Here is a 19,693-nt window from a genome sequence, read left to right as displayed (position 1 = left end):
TTCTCCTTGTCTGCTCAGGCTTTCTTGGCGGCCTTGGTGGCCGGGCTCTTGGTCGAGGCGAGGGCTTGGTCCAGGGCTTTGCCCACGGCGCCGCTGGCCAGTTGCTTGAGTTGCGCGACGTCACCGGTGGCGATCACTGCCTCCAGGGTGGCGTTGTGCAGTTCGGTCGTGAGGTCGACGTTCGCCAGTGTCTGGATGCGTTTGAGTTCAAGCACGACGGGTACGTTGTCCACTTCGATCCAACGCTGGCCGTTGTAGTAACGGTAGCTGGCCGTGCCTTTCTGCCAGTCCAGGTCGAGCAATGCGCGCAGTTCGAACTGCTCCGGCGAATTGGCGTGCGGGCCGCCCTGGTTGCCACGCACCGTCAGCAGGATCTTGCCTTCGCTGGGCGGTTGCACGGTGAGGTAGCTGTAGGTGCCCCAGGCATCCAGCGCCAGCTCCAGCGGTGGGTTGGTGGTCTGGGTGATCAGCGCGTGGCCGTTGACGCTGCGATCTGGCGTGTAGACCAACAGGTCGAGCTGCAGGCGCGGGGCGCCAGGAGCATTGGTTCCAATGAGGTAGGACACCGGGAACAGGCCTTCCGACGGTGCGGTCAGCGATACAGACATGATTGCCTCCGTTGCATTCAATGAATGAAATACCGTAACCAACGCTTGCGCAGGCGGGCGGAGGAAAAGGGGAGAGGCAGGTAGACGGGCGGATGTACTGGCGTGCCCGGTGCGAGCGGCTGTTGGCAGCCGGCTTGTGCAGCCATCCCTGAAGTGCGGTGCCGCCTGCCTGGCAGCCCGCTTGAGTTAAGCAGGCAAAAGATGCCGTGATGGCCTTTTTGCATTATGTCCGACGAGTGGTGACATCCAGGTCTGCAAGCCGGCTCCCGCCCCGTGAGAACCGGCTTGTCCCGCGATGAGCTCTACAGGGCGGACCGCCTCACTTCGACTTCTGCTGCAACGCCACGAAGCTGCGGCGCATGTCGCTGGCCCAGCCATCAAGCACCGGCTTGACGTCGTTCAGGGTCAGTTGCGTGCTGTCGTTCTCCAGCGCCTTGCCGCTGCCCTTGCGCACCACCTGGGCCAGCACGTTCTGGCTGCCGCCATCGAGGAAAGCGGCCTCCACGGCGATGTCCACGGCCTGGTCGCGACCGCCGGCGGCGGTGTTGACCGCCGCGGCCACCAGGGCGATGGGGATCACCTCGTAGGGCTTGAGGCCTTCGGTGCTGGTGGACACCGCGGTGATCGCCGGGCGCACCACGATGGTGTTCGGGCCAGGCTCCTTGACCAGGGTGAGCACGCTGCCCAGTTCGCGGCGCATGGCTTCGTTGAAGTAGCGGGTGATCGCCTGCAGGGTCTGCGCCGAGATCACATTGGTCGGCTGTGGCTTGGGATAGAACTGGCTCGGCTCGATGAACACCTGGGTGTACTGGCTGGCCTTCACGTCCGGGTCGATCCAGCGCATCACCGGCGCGCCGGAGACGCTCTCGGCGGGCTTCAGGCGACTGTAGTCCTTCAGGAAACCGGAATAGTCCTTGGGATCGACACGGTTGCTGGAGCAGGCAACCAAGGCCAGCAGAGCAGCGCACAGCAGGGTGGTGCGAGGCAGGTGCTTCATGATGACGAGGTCCATGAGGGAAGTGGCCAGAACAACGCTAGCAGGTGGTTGGCCGAAGGCCAGCGGTCAGGTGTTGACGGTTGCCGTTTCCTACGGCGCTGTCTGAGTGCGCCGACTATCCATTGGTCTTTGAAGCTGGAAAAGTATGCCCTTTACGGGTATGTTTAGGAGTGCCGGCCATGGATGTCTACAAGCGAAGGGAGTTTGCCCGCTGGCAACTCAAGGAGTGCGTACCAGACCACCTGCTCTGCCGCGCTGTCCTGGAAATGCAGAGTGGGCTGGTTGACGCGAGCCTTGGTTGCTTGCTGTTCAAGAAACGTGTTGCGGGCCTGTGCAGCGGCAAGCGGGGAGGCTACCGAACACTGCTGTCGGCTCGCATCGGCAGTCGCTACGTGTTCCTTCATGGGTTCGCCAAGAGCGACATGGCCAATGTCACGCCGGCCGAGCAGAAAGCGCTTCAGTTCGCCGGCAGGGTCTTTCTGCAATTGTCACCCCACGCCCTGGCCACGGCATTGGGTTGTGGCGTATTGATGGAGGTCCACTGTGACCAGCAAGCTCATTGAATCACTACGCGTCGACCTCTCTGACCTCGAGCAGGCAGGTGCCGTCGGCAAGGTCACGTTGCGCGACTTCGAGGCGATCTGTCCGGCCCCGGTGCGGGCATTCAGCGCCCAGGACATCCGCCACCTGCGCGAAGCGCTGAACTTCAGCCAACCGGTGTTCGCCCTCCACCTGCACACCAGCGCATCGACGGTACGCAAGTGGGAGCAGGGCGAAACACGCCCGGCAGGGCCCGCCTTGAAGCTACTGAACATCATTGCCGACAAGGGGCTGCAGGCCATCCTCTGAAGCAGGGTTGTCAGCCCAGCGCCTCGCGCAACCGGTACCACAGCATGCCCAGCGCCAGCAGAGGCGAGCGCAGTGCCTTGCCGCCGGGGAAGGTCAGGTGCGGCACCGCGCTGAACACGTCGAACCCCTGGCTGTGCTCGGTGGCGATGGCCTCGGCGAGCAGCTTCGCGGTCCAGTGGGTGACGTTCAGGCCATGCCCGGAATAGCCCTGGGCATAGAACACGTTGGGGTGCTGGCCGAGGCGGCCGACCTGGGGGAAACGGTTGGCGGTGATGCCGATCATGCCGCCCCACTGGTAGTCCAGGCGCACCTCGGCCAGTTGCGGGAACACCTTGAGCACCTTGGGCCGCATGTAGGCGCCGATGTCCTTGGGGTCGCGCCCGGAGTAGTGACAGGCGCCGCCAAACAGCAGGCGGCGATCGGCAGTCAGCCGGTAGTAGTCCAGCCCCACCTTCTGGTCGCACAGCGCCATGTTCCTTGGGATCAGCGTACGCGCCAGGGCCTCGGGCAAGGGCTCGGTGGCCACCACGTAGCTGCCGGCCGGCAGCACCTTGCCGCACAGGCGCGGTTCCAGTTCGTCGAGATGGGCGTTGCAACCCAGGATCAGGCTCTGGGCGCGCACCTTGCCCCGGGCAGTGTGCAGCGTCACCGTTCGGCCATGCTCGATGCGCAGCACCGGGCTTTGCTCGAAGATCCGTACGCCAAGGCCGAGGGCGGCGCGGGCCTCGCCCTGGACCAGGTCGAGCGGGTGCAGGTGGCCCGAGCCCATGTCCACCAGGCCGCCGGCGTACAGGTCGCTGGCGACGATCTCGTGCATGCGTTCGGGATTGACCAGGCGGGTCTCGTGGCGATAGCCCAGTTCAGCCAGGTCGCGCTGCTCGTCTTCGAAGGCGGCGAACTGGGCGGGGGTGTTGGCCAGCTCGCAGAAGCCCCAGCGCAGGTCGCATTCGATACCGTACTGCGCGATGCGATTGGCCACCAGGGCCACCGAATCGATGCCGGCCTGCTTGAGGTAGCGCACGCCGTCCTGGCCGACGTGGCGGGCGAAACCGGAGACGTCATGGCCGATGCCGCGGATCAGTTGGCCGCCGTTGCGCCCGCTGGCGCCCCAGCCGATGCGGCGCGCTTCCAGCAGGATCACCGAGAGGCCGCGCTCGGCCAGTTCCAGGGCGGCGTTGACCCCGGTCAGGCCACCGCCGACCACGCAGACATCGGCCTGCAGGTCCTGGTCGAGCGCCGGGTAGGTGGCCGTCTGGCGTGCCGAGGCGGCGTAGTAGGAGGCGGTGTGTTCGTTCATCTGTGGCATGGGTGGGCTCGGCTCAGCGGTTGGACTTGATCTTGCTCCAGGAGCGGGTCATCTGCCGCAGGATCGCGGGGCTCTGCATGGTCGAGACATACAGGTTGTCCAGCACTTCCTGGGGCGGATAGATCTCGGGGTTGTTCACCAGCGCCGGGTCCATGTCGGCCTTGGCATCCGGGTTGGCGTTGGCATAGCCGACCGTGGCGCTGACCTTGGCGATCACCTTGGGGTCGAGCAGGTAGTTGATGAAGGCCAGGGCCTGCTCGGGGTTCTTGGCGTCCTTGGGGATGGCCAGCAGGTCGAACCACAGGTTGCTGCCTTCCTTGGGAATGCTGTAGGCAACCTTGACGCCATTGCCGGCCTCTTCGGCGCGGTGGGCGGCCTGCAGCACGTCGCCGGAATAGCCGAAGGCGATGCAGACATCACCATTGGCCAGGTCCGAGACGTACTTGGAGGAGTGGAAGTAGGTGATATAGGGGCGTAGCTCCAGCAGGCGGGCCTCGGCCTTGCGGTAGTCGTCGGCCTTCTCGCTGCGCGGGTTCATGCCCAGGTAGTTGAGCATGGCCGGGAACAGTTCGTCCGGCGAGTCCATGAACGCCACGCCGCACTGCTTGAGCTTTTTCAGGTTCTCGGCTTCGAACAGCACCGCCCAGGAATCGATCTTGTCGATGCCCAGCACCGCCTTGACCTTGTCGACGTTATAGCCGATGCCGTTTGTGCCCCAGAGGTACGGTACGGCGTACTGGTTGCCCGGGTCGTTCTGCTCCAGCTGCTTGAGCAGCTGCGGGTCCAGGTGTCGCCAGTTCGGCAGCTTGCTGCGGTCCAGCGGCAGGAACGCGCCGGCCTGGGCCTGGCGCGCAAGGAAATGGTTGGAGGGCACGACCACGTCGTAGCCGGTGCGCCCGGCCAGCAGCTTGCCCTCCAGGGTTTCGTTGGAATCGAACACGTCATAGACCACCTTGATCCCGCTGCTGGCCTGGAAATCGGCCAGGGTGGTGTCACCGATGTAGTCGGTCCAGTTGTATACGCTCACCGTCGGCTGGGCCTGGACGGCGGCGCCGAACAGCAGGGCGAAGGTTGCGGGGATCAAAGCTTGCGGATGACGCATGTCGACACCTCGTTGGTCTTGTTCTTCGAATTCGGTGGTGTGGGGGCTGCTTTGCAGCCCATCGCCGGCAAGCCGGCTCCCCCAGCAATGGTGTTGCTGGTGTGGGAGCGGGCTTGTCAGTGAAGGGGGCACGGTACCCCCAAGGCGGATCACACGCTGAGCAGCAGGAACTCCCGCTCCCACGAGCTGATGACGCGCTTGAAGTTCTCATGCTCGGCACGCTTGACCGCGACATAGCCCTGGACGAACTGCTGCCCCAGGTACTGCTGGACCTTTTCGCAGTCTTCCATGTGCTGCAGCGCATCTTCGATGGTGATCGGCAGGCGCAGGTTGCGTCGCTCGTAGGCGCGGCCCTGCACCGGGGCGCTGGGCTCGAGTTTTTCGACCATGCCGATATAGCCGCACAACAGGCTCGCGGCGATGGCCAGGTAGGGGTTGGCGTCGGCGCCCGGCAGGCGGTTCTCCACGCGCATCGCTTCGGGGCTGGAGGTCGGCACGCGCAGTCCGGCGGTGCGGTTTTCCTCGCCCCACTCGACGTTCACCGGCGCCGAGGTGTCGGGCAGGAAGCGGCGGAACGAGTTGACGTTCGGCGCGAACATCGGCAGCAGCTTGGGAATGTATTTTTGCAGGCCGCCGATATGGTGCAGGAACAGCTCGCTCATGCTGCCGTCGTCATTGGCGAAGATCGGCTTGCCGGTGGCGATGTCGACCACGCTCTGGTGCAGGTGCATGGCGCTGCCCGGCTCGTCAGTGATCGGCTTGGCCATGAAGGTGGCGGTGACGTTGTGCTTGAGCGCCGCCTCGCGCATCGTGCGTTTGAACACGGTGATCTGGTCGGCCAGGTCCAGGGCGTCGCCGTGTCGGAAGTTGATCTCCATTTGCGCCGGGCCGTCCTCGTGGATCAGCGTGTCCAGGTCCAGGCCCTGGATTTCGCACCAGTCGTAGACGTCCTCGAACAACGGGTCGAATTCGTTGGCGGCATCGATGGAGAATGACTGGCGGCCACTCTCGGCGCGACCCGAGCGGCCCAGCGGCACCTGCAAGGGCAAGTCCGGGTCTTCGCAGCGCTGGGTCAGGTAGAACTCCATCTCCGGCGCGACGATCGGTTGCCAGCCCTTGTCGGCATACAGCTTGAGGACCTTCTTCAGCACGTTGCGCGGCGACAGCTCGATGGGGTTGCCCTGCTTGTCGAAGGTATCGTGGATGACGATCGCGGTCGGTTCGATGGCCCAGGGGATCTGGTATACCGCCGTGGGGTCGGGGCGGCAGACCATGTCGATGTCGGCGGCGTCGAGCAGGCTGTAGTAGATGTCGTCGTCGACGTAGTCGCCGGTGACGGTCTGCAGCAGCACGCTCTCCGGCAGGCGCATGCCGCGCTCGTGGAGAAACTTGGCGGTCGGGGCGATCTTGCCGCGGGCGATGCCGGTCAGGTCGCTGATCACGCATTCGACTTCGGTGATCCGGTGTTCTTTCAGCCAGGTGGACAGCTGATCGAAGGGGGCGTTCATACAAACCTCTTGGTTGGGTAGTTGTGGTGGGACGCAAGGCGTTCATCGCCGCAGGGCACTTCCCACAGGTGACGCTGAGGACTATCTTGGTCGCAGCCTCCGCGGCGATCTATCCACTTTTTTCGACAAGCAATGCACCAAAAGAGTGCATCTAGGACAGCGCGTGACAACGCCAACCGCCTTGCAGGTCCAGGATTACCGCACCACCGATGTGACCGAACAGACCCGCGCCACCCCGGGCTGGCAGCAGCAATACCGGCAGATGTCCCCCGGGCATTTCAACGGTCAGTTGCGCTGGCTTGGCCTCGATGGCGTGGAGGTGTACGAGGAGCGCCTGAATACCCGGGTCGAGCAGTTCTTTCGCGCGCCCAGCGGCGCCCTGGCGTTCTGCTTCGACCGTAGCGAGAACAGCCTCTATCTACTCAACGAAGACAGTCGCAATATCTGGATCACCCCGGAGAACTACCAGGAGGTGGCGGTGGTGTTCGAGCAGCCGTTTTTGGCCAGCCATGGCCTCGACCTGGAACGCCTGCGCGGCTTGTTCATGGTGCCACTGAGCTGCCAGCAAAATGCTTTGTTCGGCAACTGGCTGAGCGCCACGCTGACCCGCTTGGGCCAGGCCGATTGCCCGCTGGAAGGCGGGGCGTTGGGCGAGCAGTTGCTGGAGGACTGCCTGTTCATCCTCGACAACGCCGGGCAGCATCTGCAGGGGGATGCGTTGGGGCGGCGCGACGAGGAACGGGCGATCATGCGCCGGGTCAGCGAGTGGGCCGCCGACTGCCCCGACGAAACCCTCAATCTGCTGCAGCTGGCCAAGGTTGCCGGTGTTTCCGTGCGTCAGTTGCAGCAAGCCTTCAAGGGTTTCACCAACCTGCCACCGGCGCAGTGGTTGCGCCTGCGTCGTCTGAACGGCGCGCGGCGTGACCTGCTGGTGGGGGACGCGACCGTTGCCGAGGTGGCGATGCGTTGGTCGTTCTGGCACCTGGGGCGGTTTTCCGAAAGCTACCGGCAGCTGTTTCACGAACTGCCCAGTGAGACGCTTCGGCGTGGCAGGGGCTGACCGGCCGGCAGCGCGCTCGCGGTTTCGAAGTTTCTTGCCCCCGCTCGGCAGCGGGGGCAAGCCGCCAGATCAGTTGCGATCCAGCCACACCGTCTGGGCATTGGTGAACTCGCGCACGCCGAAGTGCGACAGCTCGCGGCCAAAGCCACTTTTCTTCACGCCACCGAACGCCACACGGGGGTCGGATGCGCAGTAGCCGTTGATGAACACGCCGCCGGTGTCCAGCGTAGCGGTCATGCGCTCGGCCAAGGCGTAGTCGGCGGTGTAGATGGTCGCGGCCAGGCCGAACTCGCTGTCGTTGGCCAGCGCCACCGCGTGCTCGGCGTCACGAGCGCTTATGATCGCCGCCACCGGGCCGAACAGCTCCTGTTTGAACGCGGTCATGTCCGGGGTGACGTTGGCGAACACGGTCGGCTCGTAGAAGTTGGCCGCGCCTTCGACCTTCTTGCCCCCCAGCAGCAGGGTGGCGCCTTCGGCAAGGGTTGCCTGGACCTGGCCATCGAGTTCATCGCGCAGGTCGTAGCGTGCCATCGGGCCGATGTAGGTGGCGTCGTCCAGCGGATTGCCGATGGTCAGCGCACGGGTGGCCTCGACGAACTTGTGGGTGAACGCCTCGACAATGCTTTCTTCGACGATCAGGCGCTTGGCGGCGGCGCAGACCTGGCCGGTGTTCTGGTAGCGGCCAATCACGGCGGCCTTCACGGCAGCATCGAGGTCGGCATCGGCCAGTACGATGAACGGATCGGAGCCGCCCAGCTCCAGCACGCACTTCTTAAGCGCCGCACCGGCCTGCGCGCCAATGGCCATGCCGGCGCGCACGCTGCCGGTAAGGGTGATGGCGGCGATGCGCGGGTCGTTGATGGCGCGGGTGACGCCTTCGGGGGTGACATTGATCACCTCGAATACGCCTTCAGGCAGGCCGGCGCGCTTGAACAGGTCGGCCAGCAGGTAGGCGCTGCCCATTACGTTGGGCGCGTGCTTGAGCACATAGGTATTGCCCGCCAGCAGCGCCGGTACCGCGCCGCGCAGCACCTGCCAGACCGGGAAGTTCCATGGCATCACGGCGAGGATCGGGCCCAGCGGGCGGTATTCGATGCGGGCTTTTTCGATCTGGGTCGGCTCCGGCGCCAGCATGGCCGGACCGTGCTCGGCGTACCACTGGCACAGGCCGACACATTTGCTGACTTCGCCACGTGCCTGGCTGATCGGCTTGCCGATCTCGCGGGCGATCATCTGGGCGAAGACTTCGGCGTTGGCCTGCAGGGCCCGCCCGAGCTCGACCAGGTACTCGCTGCGCTGACCCAGCGACACGTTGCGCCACTGGTTGTAGCCGGCCTTGGCGCGTTGCAGCGCCGCGTCCAGCGCGGCGTCGGTGTCGAAGGCGTAGTGGCCGATCCGTTCGCCGCTGTAGGGATCGACGGAAATGGCGTGGGTCAGGCTGCTGATCTCGCTCATGGCAGGACTCTCGTTGTTTTGATCGGATGAGCCCAGACTAGGGGTGGCGCGCTTTAATGAAAACTGAATAATAATGAGCGAAACATTCACGTTTGGAGAATGATCGTGGACCTGGTGCAACTCGAGATGTTCAAGGCCGTGGCCGAGCACGGCAGCATCAGCGCCGCCGCCCAGCAGATCCATCGGGTACCGTCGAACCTGACCACCCGCATCAAGCAGTTGGAGGAAGACCTGGGCGTCGAGCTGTTCATTCGCGAGAAAAGCCGCCTGCGCCTGTCGCCGGCCGGCTGGAACTTCCTTGAATACACCCGGCGCATCCTCGACCTGGTGCACGAGGCGCGGTTGACCGTGGCGGGCGAGGATCCCCAGGGCACCTTCGCCCTGGGCTCGCTGGAAAGCACGGCGGCGGTACGCATCCCGGCCTTGCTGGCGGCGTACAACCAGCGCTACCCCAAGGTCGACCTGGACCTCTCCACCGGCCCGTCGGGGACCATGCTCGAAGGCGTGCTGTCCGGGCGCCTGGTGGCGGCCTTCGTCGATGGCCCGGTGCTGCACCCGACGCTCGAGGGCATGCCGGTGTTCGAGGAAGAGATGATGGTCATCGCGCCCCTGAACCACCCGCCGGTCAGCCGCGCCCGTGATGTCAACGGTTCGAGCATCTACGCGTTCCGCGCCAACTGCTCGTACCGCCACCATTTCGAGAGCTGGTTCGTCCACGACCAGGCGGTGCCGGGCAAGATCCACGAAATGGAGTCGTACCACGGCATGCTCGCCTGCGTCAGTGCTGGCGCGGGTCTGGCGATGATGCCGCGCAGCATGCTCGACAACATGCCGGGATGCAGCACGGTCAGCGCCTGGCCGATGGCCGAGGACTTCCGCTACCTGAAGACCTGGCTGGTGTGGCGGCGGGGCACGGTGTCGCGCAGTTTGAGCATGTTCATCAAGCTGCTCGAAGAGCGTCGTGAGCTGCCCACGCCCTGATGGACTAACGGTGCGCGGCGATGTGAACCACGGCCTCGGAAAATCCTCCAAATTGTGTAGACCACCCCAAGTGGGAGGAATGCACCATGCGTACCCATCATTACGGCTGGTGTGCGGCGCTGTTGCTGGTACTGGCCATGCCCTGGAACCTGGCGGCGGCCGCCGACCTGAACGCGCCGATCGATCCCCAGGGCGTGCAGCTGCAACCCCAGGAGCAGAACGGCATCCGCTACCTACAAGGCGGTATTGGCCAGGACGAGGCCAATGCCCTGCGCCGCACGCCCGGCTATGACCTGCATATCGCCCTCTCGACGGGAGCAGACGGCAAGTTCCAGACCGGTGCTGCGCTGGATATCCAGTCGGCCCAGGGGCAATCGGTGCTGGCGCTGCAAGATGTGGGGCCGCTGATCTTCGTGCAGTTGCCTGCGGGGCACTACCGGGTGATCGGTAATGCCGATGGCCGGACCGTGCAGCAGCAGGTGACGGTGGACGGCAAGGCGCCGGCGCGGGTGGATTTGAACTGGCGCTGAGGGCTAGCCCTTTCAAGGTGTTTTGGACGCTAGGCGATTGACCGAGTGAGGGCTACCACGTATCCGCCGTCAGGCTTGCACCGCCTGTGAGATCGAGCGCAGGAGCCTTCGCGGCGAACACGAAGAGGCGCAAAACGAATGAACCCTTGAATGGAACGCAGTGTCCTTAAACAATAGTGGCAAATCACTTTCCACTTTCTGTTCATTCGGACAATAATCGAAGAAGTATTACCACTTGTAACCCGGTTGGATGTGCCGGGTCGCCGGTGCACAACGAGGGGCGCAGCCCCCACTTGCCCGCAGGTACGCGCAAGATCGTGGGCCTGCCCGTGAAGACCATCAGGAGAAGTCATTTAATGAAGACCCGTCTCGCCACAGCGTTGGTTGTCGCCGTATTGGCATGCGCCGGCGCCAACCTGGCCCAGGCCGCCCAAGTATCCGGTGCCGTGGGCGCCACTAGCCAGGGTGACATGACCTACCGTATCGGGTTGTCGTTCGACTGGGACAAGAAATGGCTGGAAAGCAGCACTGGTCACCTGACCGGTTACTGGGACGCGGCCTACACCTACTGGGAAGGCGGGGAGGCCAGCGGCGCCCACTCGCTGTCGTTCAGCCCGGTGTTCGTCTATGAGTTCAGTGGCTTCACCTACACCCCGTTCATCGAGGCCGGGATCGGCCTGGCGGCATTCTCCAAGACGGATGTGGGCGACCAGCGCCTGGGTTCGTCGGTGAACTTCGAGGACCGGATCGGTTTTGGCCTGAAACTGCCGGCAGAGCAGAAGATCGGTATTCGCGCGATGCACTATTCCAACGCCGGGCTGAAACAGCCTAACGATGGGATCGAGTCGTACTCGCTGTTCTACAGCAAAGCCTTCTGAACCGGACAAGCCCGCTCCCGCAGCGAGGGAGCGGGCTTTAGTCGTTAACGCACGGCCTTGATCGCCAGCACATTGCACAGCGGGTGCTCGAGCACATGCGCCGTGGTACCGCCGAGAAACGCCTGCAAGGCATCGTGCCGGTGGTTGCCCATGACGATCACATCCACCCGGTGGGCCGCAATGTACTGGGTAATTGCCGTGACCGCCGGCCCTTCGAGGAAGTGGCGGCGCTCCAGGTCGATCTGGTAGTGGTCGCCCAGGCGGTTGAAGGCCGTCCGTTGTGCCGTGCGCACGCTGGTGTCGAAACCTGGCATGGTCACGGTCCCGGCGCCGAAATCGGCGATATGGGTCCTGGCCGCATCGCATACGTGCAACAGGTGCAGCTCGGCGTTGCACTGCAGGGCCAGGGCATGGGCGCTGCGGATCACCTGGTCGTCCAGGTGCTCGCCGGTGCCATGGCTGTTGAGGTCGACCGCCGCGGCGATCTGCCGGGGCAGGGGCAGGCGGATGTCGCTGACCAGGTGCACCGCCACCGGGCTGTCCTTGAGCAGTTGCCAGTCCAGCGGCGTGACCAGCAGGCGCTTGAGGATGGGTTCGTGCTGCACGTCCTTGACCAGCAGGTCGCAGCCCAGGCGCTCGACCTGTTCCAGCACGCTGCCCAGCGGGTCGCGGGTCAGCAGCAGTTCGGTGGAGACATCCAGGCCGGCATTGCGCAGTTGCTCGGCCTCGTCGGCCAGCCACTGGCGGTTGTCCTCGAGCAGGCGTTCGCGCTCGCGGCCGTCGCTCATCAGGCCGAAGGTGTCGACATCGTCGACGAAGACATTGAGGTCCAGCAGGGCACCGCTGGATTCGGCCAGCGCCGCGGCGCGCTGCAGGGCAGGCGTATGGCGCATCTGCGGGCCGAGCATGACCAACAATCGCTTGAACTGGCTCATCTCACACCTCCACGTGTGGCAGCCCCCTGTTCAGTCTAGACCCGCCGCCGGTGAAATCCCGTGGAGCGACGGCGGGTCGTCTTTCAGTGCGGCGCGCGTGGGATGGTCTTGAGCAGGTCTTCCGGGCTGATGTGTCCAACCACCTGGGCCACTGCGCTGCCCGGGGTCGGCAGGTCGATGATGTGGCTCTTCATCTTGCCGATCACGTGCATCTCGCAAGGCTTGCAGTCGAACTTCAGGGTCAGCACCTCGTCACCCTGGATCAGCTGCATCGGCGCCACCTTGGTGCGCACGCCAGTCACGCCCTTGGCCTGCTTGGGGCACAGGTTGAAGGAGAAACGCAGGCAGTGCTTGGTGATCATCACCGGCACTTCGCCGTGCTCTTCATGGGCCTCGTAGGCGGCGTCGATCAGTTGCACGCCGTGGCGGTGGTAGAAGTCGCGGGCCTTCTGGTTGTAGACGTTGGCCAGGAACGACAGGTGCGACTCGGGATACACCGGCGGTGGCGTGGTCTCGGCCTTGCGTCCGCCACGCGGGTGCGCCTTGACCCGGGCTTCGGTCAGCGCCTCGATGGCTTCGCGGCGCAGGGCCTTGAGCTGCGAGTTGGGGATGAAGTACGCCTGCGGTGCATCGAGGTCGATGGCCGTGGCGTGGTACATCGTGGTCCCCAGCTGGCCGAGCAGGTCGTGCAGTTGGTCCAGGGCCTGCTGTGGCTTGTTGGCTGCACCGAACGGCCCGTCCAGGGCCACCTGCACACTGACACCCTCTTCACTGCTGAGGGTGAGCATCAGGCGCTGTTCGCGCAGTACCGCATGCCACTCGACACCCACCCGACGCTCGGCGGAGGTGCGCTGCAGCGCCTGCTGCCAGTTGTGGTCGAGGTTGCGCGACAGCGGGTGGTTGGGGCGTAGCTTGTACAGGCCCTCGGGCATCTCGTTGGGCTCGACACGGTAGCGGTAGCGCTTCTGGCCGTCTTCCTCGGATTCGCTCTTGAGTTCGGCGATGTTGGCGCGAAAGCCCACGACTTCACGCTTGACCAGCACATTGAGGCCGTCGCCGTTTGTCAGCGGCACATCGGTGGCCACCAGCAGGTCGCGTTTGCCGACTTTCTCCACCACGCCGACCGGCAGGCCGGTGAAGGTCGGCGAGTCGAAGGCGCCGATGTCGATCTTGCGATCACTGACGAAGTAGTCGGTGCTGCCGCGGTGGAAGGTCTTGTCCGGGTCCGGCACGAAGAAGTGTTCGGTACGCCCACTCGAGGCGCGGGCCAGCTCGGGGCGGTCCTCGAGGATGGCGTCGAGCTCCTTGCGGTAGTGGGCGGTGATGTTCTTCACGTAGGCCACGTCCTTGTAGCGGCCCTCGATCTTGAACGAGCGCACGCCGGCATCGACCAGGTCGCGCAGGTTGGCGGTCTGGTTGTTGTCCTTCATCGACAGCAGGTGCTTCTCGAAGGCCACCACGCGGCCCTGGTCGTCCTTGAGGGTATACGGCAGGCGGCAGGCCTGGGAGCAGTCGCCACGGTTGGCGCTGCGACCGGTCTGGGCGTGGGAGATGTTGCACTGGCCGGAGAAGGCCACGCACAGCGCGCCGTGGATGAAGAACTCGATGGCCGCGTCGGTCTCGGCGGCGATGGCGCGGATCTGCTGCAGGTTCAGCTCGCGGGCCAGCACCAGCTGGGAGAAGCCGGCCTGGTCGAGGAATTTGGCCCGTTCCAGGGTGCGGATGTCGGTCTGGGTGCTGGCGTGCAGCTCGATCGGCGGGATATCCAGCTCCATCACCCCCAGGTCCTGCACGATCAGCGCGTCGACACCGGCGTCGTACAGCTGGTGGATCAGCTTGCGGGCAGGTTCGAGCTCGTTGTCGTGGAGGATGGTGTTGATGGTGGTGAATACGCGGGCATGGTAGCGCCGGGCGAACTCCACCAGTTCGGCGATATCACTGACTTCGTTGCAGGCGTTGTGGCGCGCGCCGAAGCTCGGGCCGCCGATGTAGATGGCGTCGGCGCCGTGCAGGATCGCCTCGCGGGCGATGCTCACGTCACGGGCAGGGCTGAGCAGTTCCAGGTGGTGCTTTGGAAGGGACATGTCGTTATAGGTTCGGGCTGTCACGGTAAGGCGGGCATTGTAACGGTGAATCGGGGCGGGGGCATCCATAACTGATGAACTTGCCCAAACGGTGGTAGTGGGCCTGGCATTTTTGTCAGTTATGCGTGCGGCGCGGTGGTGATAGCGTTGGGCCCAAAATCTTTCTGCGAAAGGTTATGCGATGACTTCCAACCGTTTGGCTGTGATCGACCAGCAGCGATCAGTGTTGGGGAGCTCCAGCCTGCCTAGGGCTTACACGCCGTATGGGGCGGTTTCTGATAAGCGTGGAGCAGTTTTGGCCTATTGCGGCCAGGCCCGTGATTCACTGACAGGCCATTACCACCTGGGCAATGGGCATCGGACCTTTAATCCTTTGCTGATGCGGTTTAGCTCGCCCGATCGATTGAGTCCGTTTGCGGTGGGGGGCTTGAATGTCTACGCGTACTGCATGGGTGACCCTATTAACCGGAACGATCCAACGGGGCGTGTCGCGACGTTGAACGTGGCGTTGTACACGGCTGGCGGGTATGCGTCAGGGAAGTTGCATGAGCACTTGCTGACCCTTTGGAACATGTTCAGTTACAACGTGGACAGAGCAAAGGCACTGACGCTAGATCCAGCAGCGGCCAGGGATCTCCCGGCGCTTTCCAAAAGGGATGTAGGACAAGCTGTACTCGGCGCTGTGACCAGTACTGTTGCATTTGCTGTTGCGGCAGGCGGTACGTACAACGAGCTTCAGATGAGTGCCAAGGCTGTCGACATCATTCCAGCTGCTCCTGGCGTATCTGATCCGGTTGGGGAAATCGTTCTACCGGTGCTCAATCTTCTGACCGCTGGTGCCTCCAAAATGAGCGATGCCATGGCTGGGGACTTGAGTGGGAAGTATAAAGAACTTGCTCGCAAGGGGTCAGAGAAAGTCGAGGAGTTGAACGCTAGAAGGGCGTCTATAAGACAACCTGATGGTGCCCCACAAGGAGGACGAGGTAGTCGGGCGAGCGCCCTGACTACTAGTTCGGTTTGAGGGGCGCGCCGCCTGACAAGCAGATGCAGTTGGCAGGCGGCGTAGTGCAAGAAAAGTCGACTTGAGGCGGTCAGCCCTTGGCCGCCATCGCCGTCACCTCCACACGCATCCCTTCGAACGCCAGCGCAGCCACGCCCACCGCCGCGCGCACCGGCCATGGCTTCTTGAAGAACCGCTGGTACACCTCGTTGAACGCCGCCCGGTCGGCCATGTCGGTCAGGTAGATGGTCAGGTGCAGTACCCGGTCCATCGAGCTGCCGGCGCGTTCCAGGGCGACCTTGAGCGCCTGCAGGGTGCATTCGCACTGGGCGGTAATGTCGCCCAGCTCGAGGCTGCCGTCGGCCTGCACGGGGATCTGGGTGCTGACCAGGATGCCGTTGTACTCGGCAACGTCCGAGGAGATCGAGTCGGCGTCCGGGTCGGGGGTGTAGATGATGTCGGTGTTTACCATGGGGTTTCGCCTTGCAACGGAAGGAAACCGCCAAGCCTACGCGAGCGGGTCGGGCAGGTCGAGGCGGGCGGCCGGTCGCGGGCATTTGAAATGCGCGGCGCGGGCGGTCAGAATCGCGCCCCGACCCGGCCACTGGCGCCGGGCCCAGGTTGTCAGAAGAGGCTTGCGTTGAACGAACACACATTGTCCATGCGCCTGGAGCGCGTGGCCGCCCATGTGCCGGCCGGGGCGCGCCTGGCCGATATCGGCTCGGACCATGGCTACCTGCCGGTGGCGCTGGTGCGTCGTGGAGCGATTGTCGCGGCGGTGGCCGGTGAAGTGGCGCTCACGCCTTATGAGGCTGCACGGCGCACCGTGCGCGAGAACGGCCTGGAGGATCGCATCACGGTGCGTCATGCCAGTGGCCTGGCGGCCATCGAGCCGGGCGATGGCATCACCGCGATCAGTATCTGTGGCATGGGCGGCGAGACCATCCGCGATATTCTCGAGGCCGGCAAGCAGCACCTGGGCGGCCATGAGCGCCTGGTCCTGCAACCCAACGGCGGTGAGCCCGCGCTGCGCCAGTGGTTGATGGGCAGCGGCTACCGGATCGTCGGCGAGGAAGTGCTGCGGGAAAACCGCTTCGACTACGAGATCATCGTCGCCGAACGTGCCGAGGCGGTCGCCTACACGGCCGAGCAGCTGTACTTCGGCCCGCTGCTGATGCAGGCACGCAGCCCGGCTTTTCTGTTCAAGTGGCAGCGCATGCTGCGCCAGAAGCAGCAGAGCCTGGACAACTTCGCCCGGGCACGCCAGCCGGTGCCCGAGGACAAGGTGCGCGACATCACCCGCCAGGCCGGTTGGATCCGCGAGCTGCTGGCCTGAGCCCATTCATTTCGGGTTGACCACGCTGGCGGGCACCTTCAGCACGAGCATGCCACCGAGCACGATGGCCACCGCCAGTACCTGCAGGGCCAGGCCCGGGTTGGCGGTGCTGTCGCGCATCCAGCCGATCAGGTAGGGCGCGGCGAACGAGGCGATGCTGCCGAACGAGCTGATCATGGCGATACCGGCGGCCTGGGCGCCACCTGCCAGGAACGCCGGCGGCAGTTGCCAGAACATCGGCAGGGCAGCGCTGGCGCCCATGCCGGCAACCACCAGCCCGGTCATCACCAGCAAGGCATTGCCCGGTGCCGAGCCGGCCAGGGCAATACCGGCGGCGGCCATCAGCAGCGGCACGCACAGGTGCCAGCGGCGTTCGCGCTGGCGGTCCGAGGAGCGCCCGCAACCGAGCATGAACAGGCATCCGGCCAGATAGGGAATGGCGCTGAGCAGGCCGACCTGGCCATCGCTGCCGATGCCGGCGCCATGGATCAGGCTGGGCATCCAGAAGGCCAGGGTGTTGACCGCCAGCATCACCGCGAAATACACCGCCACCAGCAGCCAGACCTGCGCGTTGCCGAGTAGGCCACGCAGCGAGCTGATCGGCTTGTGCCGCTCCTCGCCGGCCATTTCCTCGCGCAGCGCCCGCTTCTGCCCGGCATCGAGCCAGGCGACCTGCTCGAAGCTGTCCGGCAGGCACTTGAGCACTACCAGCCCGAGCAGCACCACTGGCAGACCCTCGATCAGGAACATCCATTGCCAGCCGCGCAGGCCGCCCTGGTCATGGAAGGCCTGGAGAATGCCACCGGACAACGGCCCGCCGACCACGCCGGCCAAAGGCACGGCAATGGCGAACAGCGCGGTGATCTGGGCACGGCGCCGCGCCGGGTACCAGCGGTTGAGCACCACGAGGATGCCGGGGAAGAAGCCCGCTTCGGCCACCCCCAGCAGAAACCGCAGGACATAGAAGCCGGCGGCGTCCTGCACCCACATCATGCCGGTGGACAGCAGCCCCCAGACCACCATCAGGGTGGCGATCCAGCGCCGCGGCCCGACCCGGTCCAGGGCCAGGTTGCTGGGCACGCCGAACAGCGCGTAGGCGATGAAGAACAGGCCGGCGCCCAGGCCGTAGACCGTGTCGGAAAAGCCCAGGTCGGCGCTCATCTGCATCTTGGCAAAGCCGATGTTGATGCGGTCCAGATGGGCGAACAGGTAGCACACCAGCAGCAGCGGCATCAGCCGCCAGCTGATGCGGGCATGGGTGGCGTCGCAGGCGCGCACGGACGTGGCCGTGGAGGTTTCTATCGTATTCATGGTCCGGGACGTTCTTGTTGTTGTCCCGGCAGATCATGCGGCGGTGTCGCGGGCGGGCAAATGCACTTTCAGCAAGATGGCTGGTATTTTTCCCAGGGTTTAGAGCTGCGAGCAATTGCCCATCTGGCGGTAGTCGATTTCACGGGTCTGGCCCTGGTGGTCGACGTAGACCATGTGCGCTGTGCCCACCTGGCAGTCGGCGTCGTTGCTGGCCGGAGTGATCGAGATGACTTTGGCGATGTCCAGCGGCATGCCGTATTCGTAGGTGCTGGCGGTGGTGTCGGCCAATGCGCCAAACGAGGCGAGGGTGGCGCTCAGGGCGAGCAGGGCAATGGAACGTTTCATGACAGGCTCCTCATTCAGTGCGGATGACCTAATGATCCATTCATTTGTGTTTCACAATAAATGGGCTATCCCGTGATAGATTGCTGCCTTTCATGTATGAATGAGGGTGTCGGCCCATGGACATGCTGCATGCGATGCGAACCTTCGCCCGGGTAGTGGAGTGCGGCAGCTTCGCCGCGGCAGCCCAGGCCCTGGACATTTCGGCGGCGCAGGTGTCGCGGATCGTCGCGGAGCTTGAGAATCAGCTGCAGACCCGCCTGCTGCACCGCACCACCCGGCGCTTGCGCATGAGCGAGGCGGGGGAGCGGTTTCTCGAGCGTACCCGCCAGATCATGCTGCTCACCGAGGAGGCGGTGGACGAGGCCCGTGGCGCCCACCTCACGCCTCGCGGCCACCTGCGTTTTCATTGCACCCATGGCCTGGGGTTGCTGATGATGCCGCTGGTGGCGCGCTACAACGCCACTTGCCCGGAAGTGGTGATGGAACTGACCCTGTCGCAGCGCAACCCCGACCCGCTGGCCGAGGGGCATGATGTGGTGATCACCATCGGCCAGGGTTTGCCTGATTCGCAACTGATCGCCATCCCGCTGGGCAGCATCCACAGCATTCTCTGCGCCTCCCCCGAGTACCTGGCCCGCCACGGCGTGCCCGAGCGGCCTGAGGACCTGCATGAGCATGTCTGCCTGCGCACGGTCGACCCGCTGTTCGAGGAGGACTGGTCGTTCGAGGGGCATTCCGACAGCTGTGTGATCGTGCCCCAGGACACCTTCCTCACCAACGTCGCCGACGCCATGCTCAAGGCCACCGAGTTGGGCATGGGGGTGGGGCTGCTGCCTTACTGTTCGGCCAGCCAGGCCATGGAGGAGGGGCGCCTGTGCCGGTTGCTGGCGCCGCACCGGCTGCGCCAACGGGAGATCTACGCGATCTACCCGTCGCGGCATTTTCTGGACGCCAAGGTGCGCACCTGGCTGGATTTTCTCAAGGAACAACTGCCGCTGCTGTTTGCCGAGCACCAGCGGGTGGCGGATGAGCCCCGCTACTGGCGTTGACAGACAGTCGGGTCAACGGCTGTCCTGATCCTCGGCGCTGCCACCCGACGCTCCAGCCCCGGAGCCTGTAGCTTCACCGGTGCTGTTGGAGCCACCGGCAGCGCCGTCGGCAGCATCGGAATCGGTGCCGGTGTCACTGCTGTCGTTGTCCTTGCTGCCACCGGGGCTGTTGACGCTACTGCCGTCACCGGCAGTCTTGCCCTGGTCGGTTGAGTGTTCGGTGTGGCTGCCGCCACCGTTCATGTCGGTTGCCGCAAGGCTCAGGGTGGCGCCGCTGCCAAGCAGCAGGGCCAGCAACAAGGCGAGGGGACGTGGATTGGCCATGATGAATCTCCTTTCGGATGACGTGTCATGGTTGG

At 64.6% G+C, this 19,693-nt stretch carries 21 protein-coding genes; 9 read left to right on the top strand and 12 right to left on the bottom strand.

Annotated elements, in window-relative coordinates:
- Nucleotides 1–14: 14 nt before the first annotated feature.
- Both ACVWZ5_RS00270 and ACVWZ5_RS00265 read right to left on the bottom strand, forming a co-directional pair.
- A complete protein-coding gene (locus tag ACVWZ5_RS00270) occupies nt 15–608 on the bottom strand; it encodes a DUF1842 domain-containing protein (protein ID WP_028689485.1) in 594 nt (197 codons plus the stop codon).
- Between the two features lie 319 nt (nt 609–927).
- Nucleotides 928–1,605 (bottom strand): DUF3313 domain-containing protein, encoded by a 678-nt coding sequence (locus ACVWZ5_RS00265; protein WP_028689486.1) that lies wholly within the window; start codon nt 1,603–1,605, stop codon nt 928–930.
- 179 nt (nt 1,606–1,784) lie between these two features.
- Between ACVWZ5_RS00265 and ACVWZ5_RS00260 the strand changes: the two genes are divergently transcribed.
- Both ACVWZ5_RS00260 and ACVWZ5_RS00255 read left to right on the top strand, forming a co-directional pair.
- Entirely contained in the window at nt 1,785–2,168 is a 384-nt protein-coding gene (locus ACVWZ5_RS00260) for a type II toxin-antitoxin system RelE/ParE family toxin (protein ID WP_186600487.1), read from the top strand.
- Nucleotides 2,149–2,454, top strand: coding sequence for a helix-turn-helix domain-containing protein (locus ACVWZ5_RS00255; RefSeq protein ID WP_028689488.1), 306 nt, complete (start codon nt 2,149–2,151; stop codon nt 2,452–2,454). Before ACVWZ5_RS00260 ends, ACVWZ5_RS00255 begins: the two co-directional genes overlap by 20 nt.
- Before the next feature lie 10 nt (nt 2,455–2,464).
- On the opposite strand, the gene ACVWZ5_RS00250 is transcribed toward ACVWZ5_RS00255, so the two are convergent.
- The 3 genes from ACVWZ5_RS00250 to ACVWZ5_RS00240 form a co-directional block, all read right to left on the bottom strand.
- Entirely contained in the window at nt 2,465–3,760 is a 1,296-nt protein-coding gene (locus ACVWZ5_RS00250) for an NAD(P)/FAD-dependent oxidoreductase (protein WP_457340272.1), read from the bottom strand.
- Nucleotides 3,761–3,773: 13 nt separating this feature from the next.
- On the bottom strand, nt 3,774–4,862 hold the full coding sequence (locus ACVWZ5_RS00245; RefSeq protein ID WP_096047932.1) for a polyamine ABC transporter substrate-binding protein: 1,089 nt from the start codon (nt 4,860–4,862) through the stop codon (nt 3,774–3,776).
- 149 nt (nt 4,863–5,011) lie between these two features.
- Nucleotides 5,012–6,370: a glutamine synthetase family protein gene (locus ACVWZ5_RS00240; RefSeq protein ID WP_028689491.1), complete on the bottom strand. Its 1,359-nt coding sequence runs from the start codon at nt 6,368–6,370 to the stop codon at nt 5,012–5,014.
- A 163-nt stretch (nt 6,371–6,533) separates the two neighbouring features.
- Between ACVWZ5_RS00240 and ACVWZ5_RS00235 the strand changes: the two genes are divergently transcribed.
- Nucleotides 6,534–7,430 carry a helix-turn-helix domain-containing protein gene (locus ACVWZ5_RS00235; RefSeq protein ID WP_028689492.1) on the top strand — a complete coding sequence of 299 codons (897 nt, stop codon included), beginning with the start codon at nt 6,534–6,536 and terminating at the stop codon, nt 7,428–7,430.
- 69 nt (nt 7,431–7,499) lie between these two features.
- Here the strand turns inward: ACVWZ5_RS00235 and ACVWZ5_RS00230 are convergent, their stop codons facing one another.
- Entirely contained in the window at nt 7,500–8,885 is a 1,386-nt protein-coding gene (locus tag ACVWZ5_RS00230; protein WP_028689493.1) for an aldehyde dehydrogenase family protein, read from the bottom strand.
- 105 nt (nt 8,886–8,990) lie between these two features.
- Here ACVWZ5_RS00230 and ptrR point away from each other — a divergent pair, with 105 nt between their 5' ends.
- From ptrR to ACVWZ5_RS00215, 3 genes are all read left to right on the top strand, one after another.
- Nucleotides 8,991–9,866, top strand: a complete 876-nt coding sequence (ptrR, locus tag ACVWZ5_RS00225) for a putrescine utilization regulator PtrR (RefSeq protein ID WP_198405111.1) — start codon at nt 8,991–8,993, stop codon at nt 9,864–9,866.
- An 86-nt stretch (nt 9,867–9,952) separates the two neighbouring features.
- Complete coding sequence (locus tag ACVWZ5_RS00220; RefSeq protein WP_457340271.1) at nt 9,953–10,396, top strand: carboxypeptidase regulatory-like domain-containing protein; 444 nt, start codon at nt 9,953–9,955, stop codon at nt 10,394–10,396.
- A gap of 356 nt (nt 10,397–10,752) precedes the next feature.
- Nucleotides 10,753–11,274, top strand: a complete 522-nt coding sequence (locus tag ACVWZ5_RS00215) for an acyloxyacyl hydrolase (RefSeq protein WP_028689495.1) — start codon at nt 10,753–10,755, stop codon at nt 11,272–11,274.
- A 44-nt stretch (nt 11,275–11,318) separates the two neighbouring features.
- On the opposite strand, the gene ACVWZ5_RS00210 is transcribed toward ACVWZ5_RS00215, so the two are convergent.
- Nucleotides 11,319–12,209, bottom strand: coding sequence for a universal stress protein (locus ACVWZ5_RS00210; RefSeq protein WP_336198027.1), 891 nt, complete (start codon nt 12,207–12,209; stop codon nt 11,319–11,321).
- 83 nt (nt 12,210–12,292) lie between these two features.
- On the bottom strand, nt 12,293–14,293 hold the full coding sequence (locus ACVWZ5_RS00205; protein ID WP_084942401.1) for a peptidase U32 family protein: 2,001 nt from the start codon (nt 14,291–14,293) through the stop codon (nt 12,293–12,295).
- Between the two features lie 181 nt (nt 14,294–14,474).
- On the opposite strand from ACVWZ5_RS00205, the gene ACVWZ5_RS00200 reads away from it, so the two are divergent.
- The gene (locus ACVWZ5_RS00200) at nt 14,475–15,314 is read left to right on the top strand and encodes an RHS repeat-associated core domain-containing protein (protein WP_084942402.1); all 840 of its coding nucleotides are present in this window, start codon (nt 14,475–14,477) and stop codon (nt 15,312–15,314) included.
- A 70-nt stretch (nt 15,315–15,384) separates the two neighbouring features.
- Here ACVWZ5_RS00200 and ACVWZ5_RS00195 read toward each other — a convergent pair whose 3' ends face one another.
- Nucleotides 15,385–15,765, bottom strand: a complete 381-nt coding sequence (locus ACVWZ5_RS00195; RefSeq protein WP_457340270.1) for a RidA family protein — start codon at nt 15,763–15,765, stop codon at nt 15,385–15,387.
- Between the two features lie 168 nt (nt 15,766–15,933).
- Here ACVWZ5_RS00195 and ACVWZ5_RS00190 point away from each other — a divergent pair, with 168 nt between their 5' ends.
- On the top strand, nt 15,934–16,629 hold the full coding sequence (locus ACVWZ5_RS00190) for a tRNA (adenine(22)-N(1))-methyltransferase (protein ID WP_062573872.1): 696 nt from the start codon (nt 15,934–15,936) through the stop codon (nt 16,627–16,629).
- 6 nt (nt 16,630–16,635) lie between these two features.
- Here ACVWZ5_RS00190 and ACVWZ5_RS00185 read toward each other — a convergent pair whose 3' ends face one another.
- Together ACVWZ5_RS00185 and ACVWZ5_RS00180 are read right to left on the bottom strand one after the other, a co-directional pair.
- On the bottom strand, nt 16,636–17,940 hold the full coding sequence (locus ACVWZ5_RS00185; RefSeq protein WP_062573873.1) for an MFS transporter: 1,305 nt from the start codon (nt 17,938–17,940) through the stop codon (nt 16,636–16,638).
- A gap of 99 nt (nt 17,941–18,039) precedes the next feature.
- On the bottom strand, nt 18,040–18,285 hold the full coding sequence (locus ACVWZ5_RS00180) for a DUF2790 domain-containing protein (protein WP_062573874.1): 246 nt from the start codon (nt 18,283–18,285) through the stop codon (nt 18,040–18,042).
- A gap of 116 nt (nt 18,286–18,401) precedes the next feature.
- Between ACVWZ5_RS00180 and ACVWZ5_RS00175 the strand changes: the two genes are divergently transcribed.
- Nucleotides 18,402–19,334, top strand: coding sequence for a LysR family transcriptional regulator (locus ACVWZ5_RS00175; RefSeq protein ID WP_457340269.1), 933 nt, complete (start codon nt 18,402–18,404; stop codon nt 19,332–19,334).
- A 12-nt stretch (nt 19,335–19,346) separates the two neighbouring features.
- Here ACVWZ5_RS00175 and ACVWZ5_RS00170 read toward each other — a convergent pair whose 3' ends face one another.
- Nucleotides 19,347–19,658, bottom strand: a complete 312-nt coding sequence (locus tag ACVWZ5_RS00170) for a hypothetical protein (RefSeq protein ID WP_062573875.1) — start codon at nt 19,656–19,658, stop codon at nt 19,347–19,349.
- Nucleotides 19,659–19,693 lie beyond the last annotated feature (35 nt).

Source organism: Pseudomonas sp. TE6283, assembly GCF_054060555.1.
This window is presented reverse-complemented; position numbering and strand designations above follow the sequence as displayed.